At 28.9% G+C, this 16,850-nt stretch carries 15 protein-coding genes; 5 read left to right on the top strand and 10 right to left on the bottom strand.

What is annotated here, in order from left to right; genetic code table 11:
- Nucleotides 1–86 precede the first annotated feature (86 nt).
- Nucleotides 87–1,481 carry a glycosyltransferase gene (locus tag LL038_RS00135; RefSeq protein ID WP_216127399.1) on the bottom strand — a complete coding sequence of 465 codons (1,395 nt, stop codon included), beginning with the start codon at nucleotides 1,479–1,481 and terminating at the stop codon, nucleotides 87–89.
- 213 nt (nucleotides 1,482–1,694) lie between these two features.
- Between LL038_RS00135 and LL038_RS00130 the strand changes: the two genes are divergently transcribed.
- Complete coding sequence (locus tag LL038_RS00130; protein WP_216127402.1) at nucleotides 1,695–2,768, top strand: glycosyltransferase; 1,074 nt, start codon at nucleotides 1,695–1,697, stop codon at nucleotides 2,766–2,768.
- Nucleotides 2,769–2,848: 80 nt separating this feature from the next.
- Nucleotides 2,849–3,811, top strand: coding sequence for an NAD-dependent epimerase/dehydratase family protein (locus tag LL038_RS00125; protein WP_216127405.1), 963 nt, complete (start codon nucleotides 2,849–2,851; stop codon nucleotides 3,809–3,811).
- A gap of 98 nt (nucleotides 3,812–3,909) precedes the next feature.
- Here LL038_RS00125 and LL038_RS00120 read toward each other — a convergent pair whose 3' ends face one another.
- Both LL038_RS00120 and LL038_RS00115 read right to left on the bottom strand, forming a co-directional pair.
- Complete coding sequence (locus LL038_RS00120) at nucleotides 3,910–4,434, bottom strand: acyltransferase (RefSeq protein WP_216127408.1); 525 nt, start codon at nucleotides 4,432–4,434, stop codon at nucleotides 3,910–3,912.
- A 1-nt stretch (nucleotide 4,435) separates the two neighbouring features.
- Nucleotides 4,436–5,302: an NAD-dependent epimerase/dehydratase family protein gene (locus tag LL038_RS00115; RefSeq protein ID WP_216127418.1), complete on the bottom strand. Its 867-nt coding sequence runs from the start codon at nucleotides 5,300–5,302 to the stop codon at nucleotides 4,436–4,438.
- Nucleotides 5,303–5,661: 359 nt separating this feature from the next.
- Here LL038_RS00115 and LL038_RS00110 point away from each other — a divergent pair, with 359 nt between their 5' ends.
- The gene (locus tag LL038_RS00110; protein ID WP_216127429.1) at nucleotides 5,662–6,528 is read left to right on the top strand and encodes a DNRLRE domain-containing protein; all 867 of its coding nucleotides are present in this window, start codon (nucleotides 5,662–5,664) and stop codon (nucleotides 6,526–6,528) included.
- A gap of 163 nt (nucleotides 6,529–6,691) precedes the next feature.
- Nucleotides 6,692–8,476, top strand: a complete 1,785-nt coding sequence (locus tag LL038_RS00105; protein WP_216127431.1) for a glycosyltransferase — start codon at nucleotides 6,692–6,694, stop codon at nucleotides 8,474–8,476.
- Between the two features lie 139 nt (nucleotides 8,477–8,615).
- On the opposite strand, the gene LL038_RS00100 is transcribed toward LL038_RS00105, so the two are convergent.
- Nucleotides 8,616–8,897 carry a hypothetical protein gene (locus tag LL038_RS00100; protein ID WP_216127433.1) on the bottom strand — a complete coding sequence of 94 codons (282 nt, stop codon included), beginning with the start codon at nucleotides 8,895–8,897 and terminating at the stop codon, nucleotides 8,616–8,618.
- Between the two features lie 217 nt (nucleotides 8,898–9,114).
- Between LL038_RS00100 and LL038_RS00095 the strand changes: the two genes are divergently transcribed.
- Complete coding sequence (locus LL038_RS00095) at nucleotides 9,115–10,152, top strand: glycosyltransferase (RefSeq protein WP_253200364.1); 1,038 nt, start codon at nucleotides 9,115–9,117, stop codon at nucleotides 10,150–10,152.
- Between the two features lie 90 nt (nucleotides 10,153–10,242).
- Here the strand turns inward: LL038_RS00095 and LL038_RS00090 are convergent, their stop codons facing one another.
- Genes LL038_RS00090 through ilvB form a run of 6 tightly spaced genes read right to left on the bottom strand, consistent with a single transcriptional unit; the run spans nucleotide 10,243 to nucleotide 16,841 of the window.
- On the bottom strand, nucleotides 10,243–11,190 hold the full coding sequence (locus LL038_RS00090; RefSeq protein ID WP_216127434.1) for a glycosyltransferase family 2 protein: 948 nt from the start codon (nucleotides 11,188–11,190) through the stop codon (nucleotides 10,243–10,245).
- 28 nt (nucleotides 11,191–11,218) lie between these two features.
- Nucleotides 11,219–12,121: a glycosyltransferase family 2 protein gene (locus LL038_RS00085; RefSeq protein WP_216127437.1), complete on the bottom strand. Its 903-nt coding sequence runs from the start codon at nucleotides 12,119–12,121 to the stop codon at nucleotides 11,219–11,221.
- Complete coding sequence (gene rfbH, locus LL038_RS00080) at nucleotides 12,118–13,479, bottom strand: lipopolysaccharide biosynthesis protein RfbH (RefSeq protein WP_216127440.1); 1,362 nt, start codon at nucleotides 13,477–13,479, stop codon at nucleotides 12,118–12,120. Before rfbH ends, LL038_RS00085 begins: the two co-directional genes overlap by 4 nt.
- A gap of 48 nt (nucleotides 13,480–13,527) precedes the next feature.
- Entirely contained in the window at nucleotides 13,528–14,340 is an 813-nt protein-coding gene (locus tag LL038_RS00075) for a DUF4422 domain-containing protein (RefSeq protein ID WP_216127455.1), read from the bottom strand.
- A 44-nt stretch (nucleotides 14,341–14,384) separates the two neighbouring features.
- Nucleotides 14,385–15,044 carry a glycosyltransferase family protein gene (locus LL038_RS00070; RefSeq protein ID WP_216127457.1) on the bottom strand — a complete coding sequence of 220 codons (660 nt, stop codon included), beginning with the start codon at nucleotides 15,042–15,044 and terminating at the stop codon, nucleotides 14,385–14,387.
- A gap of 45 nt (nucleotides 15,045–15,089) precedes the next feature.
- Complete coding sequence (gene ilvB, locus LL038_RS00065; RefSeq protein WP_216127459.1) at nucleotides 15,090–16,841, bottom strand: biosynthetic-type acetolactate synthase large subunit; 1,752 nt, start codon at nucleotides 16,839–16,841, stop codon at nucleotides 15,090–15,092.
- Between the last annotated feature and the right edge of the window lie 9 nt (nucleotides 16,842–16,850).

Below are 16,850 nucleotides of genomic sequence, written 5' to 3'. Positions count from 1 at the left end.
CAATATACCGCATTCGGATACGCATGGATAAGTTACACAAAAATAGAGACTGTCAACATTATTGCCAATCTCCTAGACCTATATTTCTAAACACTTTTCTGATACTTAGCTACGTACTCATAAGATAAGAAATATGCTCTCAAATCTTCCCCAACAATGCTACAAATACTATTTAATAACTTATTATCTTCTTGTGTTAATTCACTACTATAATGAAATATAAATTGATTAATATATCCGCACTCATGGAAAATTTTGCATATGTCTGGTAATGTAAAAAATTTATTATTACTTCTATTTATAATAGAAGTTTCATTGTACATAAAACTTCCCTTTAATAACTCTTTTATAACTGAGTGATGCATTAGGTTAGGAATAGTCGCAATTACATATCCACCCGGTTTTAAAAATCTTTTTATCTCATTCAATAGTCTCCATGGATCTTTACTTAACTGAAGTCTATTCCCAAGTATAATATAATCAAAAAAACTTATCTTATCTTCTTTAAACCTCATACAATAATCTACTTCAAAATCAGACTCCATTAACTCTAGAACCTTCCCACCTAATTTTGCTAGACTCTCATTTGTTTCAATACCATATATTTTAGAATTAGGATACATATATTTAAGCTTAAGTAATGTAGCCCCGAGTCCACAATCAAACTCAAGAATATTTAGCCCTTTTTCTTTCGGCTCATTTATACGTCCTATTATATCAAATTTTAATGTGCTGGCTACATTAGGATTAAATCCCCACTTATCTTCAATTTTTTTACGATTTGCCTTTAGGAGATTGTTAAATTTAGTAGAATCTTTATTAAACGATGAACTACCAAAATGATGTATAAAGCTGTCATTACAAAGTACCATCCTATATCCGGCTTCTATAATTCTCATGCATAGATCATCATCTTCGAAATTTCCTGGTGTAAATCTCTCATCCATATAGCCAATTGTATTGAGAACATCTCTCTTTACAATCATACAAAATGCCACAAGTCTCGTTTTCTCTTCCCATTTATTTGGGTCTGAAATGTTATTGTCATCAGCAAATGGAATCATATCCTTAACATCAATATAAGGCACACTTACAGACTGATAATTAGAACAATTATTAGTTATAGATGCGGCTGCTCCCAATTTATCATCACTGTAAAGAGCTATTTTAAGATTGTCAAGCCACCGTGGAGTAACTACCGTATCATTATTTAAAAATAAAATATCATTTTCTTTGTCCGATGCAGCTATTCCAATATTGCATCCCTTTGGGAAGCCTACATTTTCATCATTTAAAATAACTTTTATATCCTTTTGCTCTTTAAGCCATTCCCTCGTTCCATCACTAGAATTATTATCAACTACAATTATCTCATAAGTGTTTTCTTTAGTATATTTCCTTATGCTATCAATACATATGTGGTTATAAATAAGATTGTTGTAAGTTAAAATTATTATTGAAGTCTTTCTGCTTTCAATCATGACTTTATCACTTCCTCTAACACTTAGTGCAACGAATTAAACCTCAATTACATATTATTCTTAGCGTTAAAAAGTGTACCAGCCTATTTATAAATTTGCCTAATTCTTATAAAAATTTAAAATACACCTACTTATATTACTGTTTTTTATAAACAGGTTTCCCATTTTAAACCATAGCATATTATATACTGTAGATTTTTTTAGGAGGCTTATATGATAACTATTAGTTTATGTATGATTGTAAAAAATGAGGAGGACGTTTTAGGTAGGTGCCTAGAATGTGTTAAAGATATCGTTGACGAAATTATTATAGTAGATACTGGTTCCACAGATAATACGAAAGAAATTGCTTTAGAATATACAGACAAAATATTTGATTTCCAGTGGATTGATGACTTTTCTGCGGCGAGAAACAATGCTTTTTCTAAAGCAACTAAGGATTATATTCTTTGGCTAGATGCTGATGATATGATTCTAGAAGAAGATATAAAGAAATTTAAAGAACTTAAGCAAACTTTAACTCTAGATGTGGATAATGTAATGATGATGTATAATGTAGGCTTTGATGAAACTGGAGCCGTTACCTTATCATATTTTAGAGAGCGTTTATCAAAGAGGTCAAATAATAGTCAATGGATGGAGCCTGTACATGAATGTTTACTAATTGGAGGAAATACTATAAATACAGACATCTGCATAACACATAGAAAAGAACATGCAGCAGTACAAGGTAGAAATATATCCATCTACAAAAAAATACTAGCAGAAGGAACCCCCTTAACACCAAGAGGATTGTTCTATTATTCTAGGGAGTTATATCAAAATGGATTTATTGAAGAAGCAATAAAATATTTTAATGAATTTTTAGATACTGAACATGGCTGGGTAGAAGATAATATAAGCTCATGTTTTGATCTTTCTAAATGTTATAACATTATAGGTGATAAAAAAAGTATGCTTAAAATATTACTTCGAAGTTTTGAATATGATACTCCAAGGGCAGAAATATGTTGTAACATTGGAACTTATTATTTTGAATCTTTAGATTATAACAAAGCCATCTTTTGGTATAAACTTGCAGCAAATCTTGATAAACCAGTTAATAGCTGGGGCTTTATATCTCATGATTTTTGGGGGTATATACCCAATATACAGCTCTCTGTCTGCTATGATAGGTTAGGTAATAGAGAAAATTCCATAAAATTTAATGATAAAGCAGCTGAGTATAAGCCTAATTCTCAAGCTGTACAACAAAATAGAGATTATTTTAAAAGAACTGCCGTATAACTCATTGATACTTTAAAATTTAATTGAGAATATATTATTAAAAATTTTCTTAATCATATTCTCTAATGGGAGATAGTTAAATGGAAAATAAAAAAATATTTTTAACTGGTGGGGCTGGTTTTATTGGCTCTCGCATAATCGAAATGCTTCGCAATAATAACGAAATTTTAATTTATGATAATCTAACAAGAGATTCTATTAAATACACATCACTACTAGATAACAAAAATATAAATTTAATAAAAGGAGATATTTTAGATTATTTTTCTCTAAAAAAAGCTATAGATGATTTTAAACCCAATGTTGTAATTCATCTTGCTGCAATAGCAGGTATAGAGACCGTTATTAAAAGTCCAGTAAACACTATGAAAGTTAATATGATAGGAACTGCGAATATTTTAGAAGCATTAAAGGACTATGCAAACTATATAGATAAATTTATTGATTTTTCTACAAGTGAGGTTTTTGGTACTTATGCCTATAAAGTAGATGAGAAATGTACAACAAACCTGGCTCCCGTTGGTGAGGCTAGATGGACTTATTCAGTAAGTAAACTTGCAGCGGAACATTTAACACACAGTTATTATAAAGAATATGGACTTAAGGTTGTTACCATTAGACCATTTAATATATATGGTCCAGGTCAAGTTGGTGAAGGTGCTGTCCATCAATTTATAATGCGAGCAATTAGAAATGAACAGATACAAATACATGGTGATGGTGATCAGATTAGATCCTGGTGTTATATTGAGGATTTTGTTAATGGAATATCATTGTGTCTTGAGAAGGAAGAAGCCGTAGGTAATTCCTTTAACATTGGAAATCCTAGAGGAACTATAACTATTGGAATGCTAGCACAATTAATAAAACAAATTGCGGGCTCTAAATCAGAAATTATTTATGTTCCCAAAAATTATGTAGATGTTGAATTAAGAGTACCAAATATAGACAAAGCTGTAGACTTATTAGGTTATAGTCCCAAGTATGATTTAACTTCAGGCTTAACAAAAACTATTGAATGGTATAGGAATTTAGAAAAATAGCCTGACCCTGATACACATGATTATATCATATGTAGTATAGCAATGTTAATCATTACTATACTATATTTCCCTGTGCATACAATTAACGCAATTATTTTTTATTCTCTTGTTTTTATTACTTTTGCAGGTAGACCTACTGCAATAGATAATGCTGGTATATTTTGATTTACTACTGCATTTGCACCTATTATACTTCCCTCTCCAATTGTTACCCCAGGAAGAATTACAGACCCTATTCCAATATTACAATTATCTTTTATATTTATTGGTAAATACTCTAATCCTGAAAATAAAATTATAGCATCACCTTTTGTTTCTTTATGCTTTGCTCCATGAATTTTTACCATTGGCCCAATCCCAACATTTTTACCAATAATAATACCTGCCGCGCCATGAATAAAACATTGTTGACCAATCCATGTGTTAGACCCAATCTTTAGAATAGAGTTATAATATCCTTTTAATATGGTATCATGACCTACATAAACATTATCGCCTATTTCAATATTTTCCGGAAAAATTATTCTCACACCATCCTCAATTATAACATTTTCCCCACACTTTTTAAGCTTATTCTTGTCTGGGATTCCTGCTCCTTCGCTCTTCCATAATTTGTACTTCATCTCAAATCTGTCCTTCTTTCTTTAATGACATGAAAAATAATTCAAGTCCCTCATTTAAATTCATCTGCATATTATAATTCAATGACCTACATATTTTTTTACCACTTCCCATTAAATTATCTATATCATTGTCACAATATATAAACTTAGGCTCATGAACGTTTATTATAAATGCAATTTTTCTACAAATCTCTTCTATAGAAATAAACTCATTACCACAAATATTAAATGTCCCCTCCAAATCATTTCCAATAATATTTTCCACTATATTTACAACATCAAAAATATGAATTGGATTAATTATTGGCAGCCCATTTTTGTTCAACATAATCTTATTTTTCTCTAAAATATCATTAAATAAGTTACCGATTAATCTACCCTTTTGTCCGTCACCATACGGAAAAAACAATCTTAAAATTACAATAGATAATTTACCTTTATATAATTCACATATTTCTTCTGAAAAATATTTACTTAATGAATATATTTCCTTTGCATTACAAGTATCATCTTCATCCAATATATTTTTTCTAAATCCATATACACCTCCAGTTGATACTAGAATAAATTTCTTTATTTTATTTCTCACGCCAAATTCTAATAATTCCAAAGTCGATTTTACATTAATATCTATATATTCAGATTTGTTTATATTATCATTGCCTACTATTGACGCACAATGAATAATAACATCTACATTATCGATGAATAAATCCTCTAAATTATCCTGTAGATTCCAAAATATATTATCACACATTAAATTTTTATTTCTTCCAATATTTATAATATAGTTTTCGTTATTTATAGAATTTATTATATTTTTCCCTATAAATCCTGTTCCCCCGGTTATTAATATTTTCTTAGACATAATTATTAAAAATCCCTTCAAAATATATTCAGATAATTCTAAGTTTATATTATTTGTAATATGCAAACTTAGACTCTCTGTTAATAATATTTTACTACTTACAACTATAGAATATTCCTTAAATCATTTAATATTGATTGAAAACATACACTAACTCATTCTTATATAAAATATGTATAAAAAAATAATCACAAAATACTATCAATAGAATATTATATGTTAAGTTAAGTTAAGTTAAGTTAATAAATATCTTGAATTTAAAAATATAAAACTCATATATTGAGTTTCTCAATAATACAATACAATTACAACCTACCAGCCTTTGTTTATATATTAATAAAGTATAAGGATGTGCTAAAATGACAAGTATTATAATACCATCAACTAAAAGTCTTACAGTAACAAACAAAATTCCTAATGGAAATATTAATGAAAAAAACATAACTGTAGGAAGTGATGGATTATATACTTATTCAAGCTTTTTATTTTTTGATATTTCGAAAGTACCAAGTAATGCTGAAATATCTAATGCAGAACTTGTATTATTTAAAACTGATAATTTCTATAAGGACAACATAAAATGCATTTATATATATCCATTATTTGACTACTTTAGTACTTTCACCACTTACAATAATCTTCCTGAAATTAACCATATTATTCAAGGCAGTCTGCATCCCCTAACATCTAAAATATCAGTTACGGCCAATCTCACGAAGATTGTTTCACTATGGTTTAGGAATTCATTATCCAATAAGGGGATAATTCTGTGTAAAAAAAACAATGATTTTATCACAAGCTTTGGTTCAGCAATATGTAGTGATAAATATCTAACTCCATTTATAAAAGTTGTTTATAGCATTAAGAATACTATTATAATACATGAAAATAGCAACCCTATGAAGGTAATATATTCTCCTTGTCCCTGCAATTGCCCATCTTATCCAAACCCTCCGATACCACCAGCACCACCTGTACCAACAATAAGAAGAGTTGAAGTTACAGGAATAGTAGCTCCTTTTTCAATATATGTAATAATTGTAACTCTATCAGTAACTAGAAGTAATACTGGTCATATTGATAATTATTATGTGACTGATCAATATGATAATTCCACGAGTAGCACTCCACTCGCAATCGACAAATTTTATGATATCGCGGTTATTCCACAAGAAAATCCAGGAGATACTGAAAATATAAGTCTTTCTGGATCTTATAAAGGATAGTTATAATTAGGTACACCCTTATTTAATTATGCATATTATGTACCGAGCAAAAATTTAAACTTTGCTTTAGTACAATGAAATAGCAATGTTTTCAATTAATAATTAATAGAGAAGTACCAGTTTTAGTACTCATAATTATTAACTGAAATTAGGGGGAAATACAATGAAGAATGAAATAAGTCTATGCATGATTGTAAAAAACGAAGAAAATTACTTGCCTAGGTGTCTTGAAAGTATTAAAGATATTGTTGATGAGATAATTATCATTGACACAGGATCTACAGATAGAACTATAGAAATCGCTAAAAGTTATGGTGCTAAAGTTTATTACTTTAAGTGGAATAATAATTTTAGTGAAGCTAGAAATGAATCATTAAAATATGCTACTAAAGACTGGATATTAATATTAGATGCAGATGATGAATTACATGATGACTATAAAGAAAATTTTAAGGTATTGTTAAATACCCAATTAGATGAAGATACACTTTATTTTTTTGAAACATTAAGCTACTATGGAGATATTGTTGATACTAATTGTATCACCGTTAATTTAAACCCAAGAATGTTTAAAAACAAACGTGGAATTCACTATGAGGGGAGAATCCATAATCAGTTAGTATATAAACAAGGCAAATATGATACAATCTGTAGCTCTATAAAAATACACCATTATGGATATTTGAATAAAAGCATAGTCTCTAAAAACAAAAGAGATCGGAATATTACCATCTTAAATGAGCAAATAAAAAAAGACCCCACTAATAAATTTAATTACTTTAATCTAGGTAACGAGTATACATCTTTAGGTGATGTAAAAAAAGCTCTCGAATATTATTATAAAGCTTATGAAAAATTTGATCCTAGTACCGGGTTTAGTTCTATATTACTTTTACGAATAATTATTTCAAATTATAATATACAAGAATACAATGATGCACTAAGCTTTATAGATATTGCATGTGGATATTATCCTGAGTTTACCGACTTGTATTTTTTTAAAGCTCTTGTCTATAAAGATTTAGGCAAACCTACACTTCAAATAAAAGCCCTAAAGAAATGCATTGAACTTGGTGAACCATCCTCTGAATTGAAGTTTTTTCATGGAAGTGGAAGCTTCAAAGCTTATTATGAATTAGGTAATAGCTATATGGACCTTAATGATTATGATGCTGCATATGATTATTATATTGAAGCTACAAAATCAAACCCTAATTTCATAGACCCTTTCTATTGCATTTGTCATATATTAAAGAAAAAACACACATCTCTTGATGAATTTAAGTCCATTATGGAAAGTCTGTTTTTAGATTTTCCGACTTCTTATACTCTTATTGCAGATATATTCTATAATGAAGGATTCTATAAAATATCATTAGAGTATATTGAAAAATGCGCAAAATCAGGAATTGTTACTGAAAATCTTACAATGTTAAAAGCTAAATGTTTTATTAGAACTAATGCCTTTGATGAATGCATTAATATAGATACTATAGATGAAACTTCTGCTACTCACGTGCATCTATCAATGTATAAGGCTTTAAGTAGCATATTAAACAAAAACTATGATCTTGCATCATCCACAGTAGGTAGTTTTAAAGAAAACATTTTATCCGAATACAATAAAAAGCTACTGAATGTATATTCTGAGTTAGTAAAATTATTCACAAATGAACCAACCACTATGTTATCTGAAGATGAAAATGAAAAAGATTATATTATTATTATACTAGAGATTTGTGAAATACTGCTTATAAACAATAAGTTTGATGAATTAAAGATAGCCGTAAACTTGCTTAATTTAATAAATAATAACTTTGCGCTTCTTTACCTTGGGAAACTTTATAATAATTATGGATATATTGATATCGCTAAAAAGGAAATAATACGTTCCATAAAGGAATTTGATATATATGATTCAGTTGGACTAGATATACTAAAAAAATAGATTTGATAAAAATTGTGAGGTACACTTCTGTACCCCACTTTTTTCTATCTCATATAGATTAATATTATAGCTTTTTAATAACAAAACATGGAGTCAATGACCCCATGTTTCTTTATTTTTTAGTCTTTAATTTTTAATTCTAGTAACCAAAGTTTACAACAGTCGCTACGGTTTCATTACCATGCAATTTAGGTGAGATAGCCATACGAACTGTAGTTGAAATTCCTAATGCTGTTGATGTTGCTGTATTATTATAATTCATTTCTCTATAAAAAACTTGTTGAGTTGCAGTTCTTGCCGCATTAGTACCACTAACTGTGAGTGTAACCATAACACGGGCGGTAGACCACCCAGCAACGGTTCCTGTAGTTGCTACGTTATAATTAGTACTAGATGATGGTGTATCAAAATTTGCTGCCAATCAAAACATCTCCCTGGATTTAATTTTTGGGATTTCTCATCCCCCTATAATATATGAAATTATTACTTTATTGTGTCAATAATATATTAAAAGTATCTTAATAACGTATAACACATTCTTCCTGAATAAGAACATTTCTAAAAAAAGAACATATTATATTACAAGAATTAAATGTAATTATAGAACTTTTTATTACCTTTTAAGGGGAGGCGTTATAATGGAGAATTTAAAAATTATCCATGGAACCATGGAAATTGCCAATCAAATGCATACTATTACAAAAGCATTACAAGGATGCAACATAGAAGCAAAATCGGTTAATTACTATCCTAGTTACCTGAATTACAAATCAGATTATAATCTAAATCTATTTTCTATAGACATTAATGAGGCTGACAGATTGAGTAAAGAATTAGCTATAAATTTAATAAATGAAAATAATATCTTTCATTTTCATTTTGGAACAAGTCTTACTTTGGATTATTCTGATTTGCCGATACTAAAAAATTTAAACAAAAAAATATTTATGCAACATTGGGGTTCAGATGTAAGGCTTTATTCTGTAGCATCAAAATACAACCCTTACGTAAAGGTAAAAGCTACAGATGAAAAAGAAATAATAAACAAACTTGAGTTTTTGGGGAAATATATTGATAACTGCATCGTTTCTGATGCTGAATTATATGAGTATGTTAAAAACTTTTATAAAAATGTGTATTTAATAAAACAAGCTATAGATATTAAAGACTATACCATAAAGAGCAAAAAAATTAATCATGAATTATGCATTGTGCATGCTCCTACCTCGCCAGAGATAAAGGGCACTGATTCAGTACTTAAAGTCATAGAAAAATTAAAGGATAAGTATTCTTTTAATTTTAAATTAGTACAGGGAATGTCTCATTCAGAGGCGAGAAAAATATACGAAGAGGCAGATATAATAATCGATCAATTGCGAATCGGATCTTATGGTTTACTCGCCATTGAGGCTATGGCAATGGGTAAGACAGTCATAACCTTTATTAGTGATCCTATGAAGGATAAATACCCAAAGGAATTACCTATTATTTCAGCAAATCCGGATACCTTAAAGGATACTCTTGAATATTTAATTATAAATAAAGATATGCTAGAAAAAGTAGGGGAGTATGGTAGAACTTTTGTAGAAAGGTATCATGATTCAAACCTAATAGCCAAAAATCTCTTAAAGTTATATAAACCTTTAATAATAACAGCTCCAGAAAAATCTTCATAACCGTAACAACGAAAGAGTGATAAACCGCTTATCACTCTTTCTCTTTTCCATTAAAAAATTTCTACTTTACCTTCACCGGCCATAGAATAATTAATAAACCTTTAAAGCTAATATAGCCTTAAGTTCTTCTAGTTTACTATCGAAGTACGGCTCACCTTTATAATACTTCGTAAATATTTCTATTCCACCATCTACACTTAATGGTAGTCTAGTTTGTAGTATCCAACGAACTAATGGAAATGTTATAGCTAATGAAGATAGCTTATGATATTCTATCTCTTGGTCCGTTAATCCATTATTTCTAAAACTATATAGGATATCCAAATAATTTTGCACTGCTACTTCCATAATATTATAGCCATACGCACCTGCCGACCCTGTATCAACTCTATTGATTTGTCCACTTAAAATACAATAGTTTGGATTAAACCTTAAAAGTTCAAGCTGGATAAATATATGGTTAAGACTTGAGTATAAAAACTTTTCTTTATTAAGAATTTTCTTGTAGGCATCATTATTTATAACCATGCCAGAAATCCATCCTCCAGTTCCTGAATCTGTTTGATAATTGCTCATGCCTATTCCACGAACTGTAATTAATGGGTGCCATTTCATCGATAAATACATTAAGTCACAATCCCTATTTGAGTTTATCATATTAATTATTGTGTTATAAACACCCTCATTAAAATAATCATCATCACCATGAAGATTAATATACTCCCCTTTTGATAGTTCTAATACTTTTTGTATATTTTTTGATACACCTATATTAGTATCATTTTTATAATATACTAATGTTTCATAGTTTTTTCTTAATTCTTCAATGACTGTAGATGTATTATCTACCGAATTATTATCGCATACTAAAACCTCAAATCTAGAATCATTACCAACCTGCGAGTATATATTTTCAATACATTTTCTTAAAAATTCAGCTCTATTATAAGTAGGAATACCGATAGTTAAAACTGGCCTTACCTTTTCTTTGTTTATCGCATCCTCATTTACTTTATCCTCTTCAATATTATTACACATAAATTATTTCTCCTTAAATAGTTAATAATTATATTAATTTTAGTAAACTCTTAATTTCATTTAATTTTTCCTCAAAGTATACTTCATTTGGATAATATTTAATAAAGGCTTCTACTAAACCATCTAAATCTATTTCACTTGCCCGGTTTATTACTTTATAAATACTAGGGAAAATTATTGAGTTTAAGACTTTAATTTTTTCATTTTTTAAAGTTTCTATGTCTAATCCATATTTAGAATAACTCTCTAATATATCAAAATAATTATTTATGGCAGCATCACTCAAATTATATCCACTATAAGGAGCCCCACCTGAATCTATTCTAAAAATATTGCCATGTAAAATACAATATTTTGGATTTATTTTTAACAATTCTAATTGAATATATACCTGATTAATTTCTGTATTTAAAAATTTATCTTTGTCTTCAATTTTTTTATAATCTTCGTTTTTAATTATCATTGAAGTAATAAAATTAATTCCATTTAATTCATTTAAATAGTTATTCATATTTATGCCACAGGTGATATTTAAAGGAACATTTTTCCAAGATGTATACATCACAGAGCAATCCTTATTTTTAAGGATCAAATTGATTATTTCATAAATCATACCAGCGTTAAAGAAATCATCATCACCATGAGGATTTATATACTCTCCTGTTGCTAATTCCAATACCTTTTTAAAGTTTTTTGAAAATCCAACATTTTCGTGTTGCCTATAATAAACAATATTATTATGTGTTTGTTTATATTTTTGAACTATCTCATAAGTATTATCTGTTGAAGCATTATCACTAATTACTATTTCAATAATAGGATCATTGTTAACTTCACTATAAATACTATCTAAGCACTTATCTAAAAAATTACCTCTATTATAAGTAGGAATTGCTATTGATAATAATGCTTTTTTCTCATTATTACTCATAGCTTAATACCCTTTCTTATATTCTTCATAATAAATTCTTCAATGCTTGATGCCATATAATTTATCATGTTTTCATTTATTCCTGGATAGACCCCTAACCAAAATGAATTAGTAGTAATTAAATCTGTATTTGTTAATTTCCCTACAATTCTGTATGATTCCTTATTTCTTTTATATTCTTCAAATAATGGCTGCCTTGTGATATTTCCTGCAAATAGCAATCTTGTTTGGATTCCTTTATCCTCTAAATACTGGAGCAAATCACGTCTATTAATAGATGGATCTTTAATTGTGATTAAAAAACCAAACCAACTAGGCTTTGAATTTTTCTCAGCAACAGGTAATATCAAATACTCATCTAAATGCTTTAATTTGTTTTTAAGAAGTTCCCAGTTTTCTCTTCTTTTATCTATAAATCCAGGTAGTTTTTTAAGCTGCGCGCACCCTATTGATGATTGCATTTCTGTAACTTTTAAATTATATCCCAAATGTGAATAGATATATTTATGATCATATCCAAGAGGCATATCTCCATACTTTATATCGAACCTTTTTGTGCAGGTATTATCACATCCTGATTTACAGTAACAATCTCTACCCCAATCTCTAAAAGATTCTATAATTTTATTTAATATAACATTATTAGTATATACAGCACCCCCTTCTCCCATAGTAATATGGTGTGGAGGATAAAAGCTTGAAGTTCCTATATCTCCAATTGTACCTGTATATTTAAGTTCCCCTTTAAATTCATATTGTGAACCAAGAGCATCACAATTATCTTCTATTAACCATAAATTATTTTTATCACAAAATTCCTTTACTCTTTCTAAATTAAAAGGGTTGCCAAGTGTATGAGCTATCATAACAGCTTTGGTTTTATCTGATAAGGCATCATCTAATAAATTAACGTCAATATTATAAGTTGGAAGTGTTATATCTACAAATACTGGCACTGCTCCATATTGAAGTATTGGGGCTATCGTAGTTGGAAAACCTGCTGCTACTGTTATAACTTCATCACCCTTTTTTATTCTCCTCTCCTTTAATTTAGGCGAGGTTAGTGCCATAAATGCAAGAAGATTGGCAGATGACCCTGAATTTGTTAATGAGCAGTATTTAACCCCTAGAAACTGGGCAAACTCTTTTTCAAACTTGTCACAGAATCGACCTGTAGTAAGCCAAAAATCAAGTGTTGCTTCCGTGAGATTTATCATCTCATCTTCATCAAAATATCTTCCACCATAGTTTATTTTATTACCTTCTGTCCAATCTTCCTTATTTTTAAAAACCTCATCATAATATTCTCTAACATTTTCTAATATATTTAGTCTTAACAAACTCTCTTTGTCTGGCAATTATATCCCCCCATATGGTAAATTGTTATACTTAAAATTTATTTTTTCTTACTCACTTGCTTCTGGAATATGTGTTTCATCACCTATCCAAAAATCTGTAATACCAGAAGCATTTTCTTTTAAATACACAGGTTGTTTTATTTTTATTTTAATATTCTCTGTTCTTTGTTGATGTACTAAAAAGATGTTAAATAACCGCTCTCCTAAATAAGCAAAATCCTTAACATTGCAATCAATAACTAACCTCTTCTTAAGTTCATCAAAAATATCCATTATCCAAGTCATATATCTATTAAATAAATCTCCTCGCATAATAAATAAATTAATATAATACGTTTCAGTGCTTAAAAGTGCCGTAAAACAATCTATTTCGTAACTTGGATACTTTTCATTAATAATTTCTAAAGCTGTATTTAGATATGAACTTTTATGCCACCGCTTATATTGACTCCACATATTCCCAAGACCGAACATTCTAAAATTTAATGACGTAGGAACTAATACATCACAATCTTCTAGAATATTTTCTAACTCATCTTTATTCCAACCATATTTATCAATAACCTCATTAAAATTATTAGTACCAGTCACATTGTCCTTAAATGATATATATCTTCTAAATTGAAAAAAACCCACATACTTTGGTATTTTTCTGTTTTTCCATACCCAATAATAAGTTGAAAACTCAGCATATAAAGAATTTTCACTAGCAATATTATCTCCTTCGTCTGAGCATAATATATTATAATCGTTTGATACAATTTCTCTTTTAGTATAAATAGGCGTAAATATTTTAGATTCTACCATTTTATAAGGTTTGTGACTAATAACATATATATCTACAACTTCATCTATATTCATGATTGAACCACCCTTTGATTATAATTTTTATAAAATAAGACTTTTTACAAAATGTAATTTTCAATAAATATCAGTCTATTTTCATCAAAACCATTCATAGTGTTTACTATACCGCAGTCATGAGTACACCAAGGCACAATTTGTTTTGGTACAACTACTTTATACCCTAACTTTTTAAACTCAAAACATTGTGATAAATCGTAAAAATGCCAACTCTTAAATATATCTTCCCTCCAAGGAATATCATATTGGGTTATCATTATTAATCCATCAATACCATCTACCTCATTAAATTCTGATTCAACCTCATTAAACTTAAGCAATCCCATAACTCCTGTATGGCTATCATAAACCTTTCCCACTAGCTGCGGACTTTCCCACCATATTCCGTTTTCAGGTATGGTTTTAGCTCCACAAACTCCAATAACACCAATACTTTCTAAATTAAATATCTTCAATATGTCATTTATGAAATTAGTATTTATAATAAATACGTCTTGATGCAGATATACTTTATATTTAGAATCAGAACTATTCATGCAATTGTTATAAGCTTTAGTTAAGTACAAAGCATTTCTTATGGGAATTATCTCAATTTCAAAATCCTTAGGTACTATTAAATTTTTTATATGAGATTCACACTTGCTAAAAATTAATTCATCATTGACCGCTATTATAAAACTCACCTTTTTATCATTAATCATCTAGTCCTCCTATTTCACCTATAACCTAATTTGAGGAGAAAAATATTATGGCTTATATATATCAATTATCATATTTTCTTTAAGTTCCTCTCTGCTAATTAGTGGTTCTTGATCTTCTATTGGCCTTCCCATTCCAAGTTTAGGAATTACATAAGTTATATCTTTAAGTTCCACATCAATAATGTAACTCTCATCATCATTTAACTTTTCCTTTAACTCATTAATTTGATTTTGCTCACTTATTTTCAGAGATTTTATTCCATAAGCCTCACTTATCTTTATAAAATCTGGAACAGAATATCCATCAATAGTCCCATAATAATTTGATTCAAAATACATTTCTTGAAAATGCCTAATCATCCCCAATGAGTGGTTATTCATAATAATAATCTTTATAGGTATCTTTTCCCTTGATATGGTTTGTAGCTCTTGAATATTCATTTGAATACCACCATCACCAGTTATCACAACTATTTTACTATTAGGTCTTGCATAAAAAGCTCCTATAGCTGACGGAACACCAAATCCCATTGGTCCCATTCCACCCGCATTTAACAATCTTTGATCCTTACTAAGTTTCAAAGATTGAGATGCCCATATTTGATTTTGACCAATATCTAAACATATTATAGAATTTGGATGGAGCATTTCACTTATTGTGTTCATAAATTCATTAGGATTTATATCCTTATAATTCTCATATGATGGGTACTTTGCTTTATAACTGTTTATTTTATCTATCCAAGAACTAAAATTAAATTTACAAAAGGAATTTACTAAATCTTTATTTAACTTATCTATAAACAAATTTAAATCACATTCTATACTTAAATATTCTTTAACCTTAATATTAAGTTCGCTTTTATCTATATCTACATGAACTATTTTAGCTTCCCTTGCAAAACTATCAGTTATAGAGCTTGTTTGCCTAGTCGTTAATCTCGAACCTAAAACTATTAATAGATCACAATTTGCAACTGCTAAATTCGAATATCTATTCCCATAAGATCCCATATAACCAACGAAACATTTATGCTCGTGGTTTACACAGTCTATTCCCATTAAAGTGCAAACTACAGGTATCCCAGTAATATCTATAAATTCTTCTAATTTTTTCTCTGCCTTTGAAAGCCTAATGCCTCCACCCACAAGTATCACAGGCCTTTTACTGTTTTTTATTAAATTTATTAAGTCATTAACATCTTTTACTTTAACGTTCTCAATTATTTTTGATTTATATTCTTCTGATTCATAAAACCCTATTAACTCATCCGGATTAATTTCTGCCCTTTGAACATCCATAGGCATATCTAATAAAACAGGTCCTGGTCTACCTGATTTAGCTATATAAAATGCTTTCTCTAGATAATACTTTATTTTTTCTGGCTTTGTAACCATAACTGAATACTTGGTTATAGGTTTTATTATGCTTACTATGTCAGTTTCTTGAAATCCTTCTTGCCTTATTTCTTTTGACCGTTTATATTCATAGGTATTAACCTGACCAGTTAAATACAAACATGGAATAGAATCGAAAAATGCGCTTCCTATACCTGTTATTAGATTTGTGGCGCCTGGTCCACTAGTAGCAGTACATACTCCAATATTTCCACTAACCCTAGAATACCCTTCTGCTGCAAAAGCTGAAGCTTGTTCATGATAATTAGATATGAATTTAATTCCATCTGCTTCATATATTGAATCAACAAAATGAGTTATAGCGCCACCTTGATAACCAAATATTGTTGTAACTCCATGAACCTTTAAAAACTCTACAATATAATCTGATACCTTCATATTTTTTAC

It is taken from the genome of Clostridium estertheticum, assembly GCF_026650985.1.
GTDB lineage: Bacteria > Bacillota > Clostridia > Clostridiales > Clostridiaceae > Clostridium_AD > Clostridium_AD estertheticum_C.
The sequence above is the reverse complement of the archived record's forward strand: the minus strand, read 5'-3'. Positions and strand labels throughout refer to the sequence as shown.

Bases quoted from the DNA above. Each gene is read 5' to 3' on its own strand.
- LL038_RS00135 (WP_216127399.1), bottom strand. From the start codon at position 1,481: ATGATTGAAAGCAGAAAGACTTCAATAATAATTTTAACTTACAACAAT.
- LL038_RS00130 (WP_216127402.1), top strand. From the start codon at position 1,695: ATGATAACTATTAGTTTATGTATGATTGTAAAAAATGAGGAGGACGTT.
- LL038_RS00125 (WP_216127405.1), top strand. From the start codon at position 2,849: ATGGAAAATAAAAAAATATTTTTAACTGGTGGGGCTGGTTTTATTGGC.
- LL038_RS00120 (WP_216127408.1), bottom strand. From the start codon at position 4,434: ATGAAGTACAAATTATGGAAGAGCGAAGGAGCAGGAATCCCAGACAAG.
- LL038_RS00115 (WP_216127418.1), bottom strand. From the start codon at position 5,302: ATGTCTAAGAAAATATTAATAACCGGGGGAACAGGATTTATAGGGAAA.
- LL038_RS00110 (WP_216127429.1), top strand. From the start codon at position 5,662: ATGACAAGTATTATAATACCATCAACTAAAAGTCTTACAGTAACAAAC.
- LL038_RS00105 (WP_216127431.1), top strand. From the start codon at position 6,692: ATGAAGAATGAAATAAGTCTATGCATGATTGTAAAAAACGAAGAAAAT.
- LL038_RS00095 (WP_253200364.1), top strand. From the start codon at position 9,115: ATGGAGAATTTAAAAATTATCCATGGAACCATGGAAATTGCCAATCAA.
- LL038_RS00090 (WP_216127434.1), bottom strand. From the start codon at position 11,190: ATGTGTAATAATATTGAAGAGGATAAAGTAAATGAGGATGCGATAAAC.
- LL038_RS00085 (WP_216127437.1), bottom strand. From the start codon at position 12,121: ATGAGTAATAATGAGAAAAAAGCATTATTATCAATAGCAATTCCTACT.
- LL038_RS00075 (WP_216127455.1), bottom strand. From the start codon at position 14,340: ATGAATATAGATGAAGTTGTAGATATATATGTTATTAGTCACAAACCT.
- LL038_RS00070 (WP_216127457.1), bottom strand. From the start codon at position 15,044: ATGATTAATGATAAAAAGGTGAGTTTTATAATAGCGGTCAATGATGAA.
- ilvB (WP_216127459.1), bottom strand. From the start codon at position 16,841: ATGAAGGTATCAGATTATATTGTAGAGTTTTTAAAGGTTCATGGAGTT.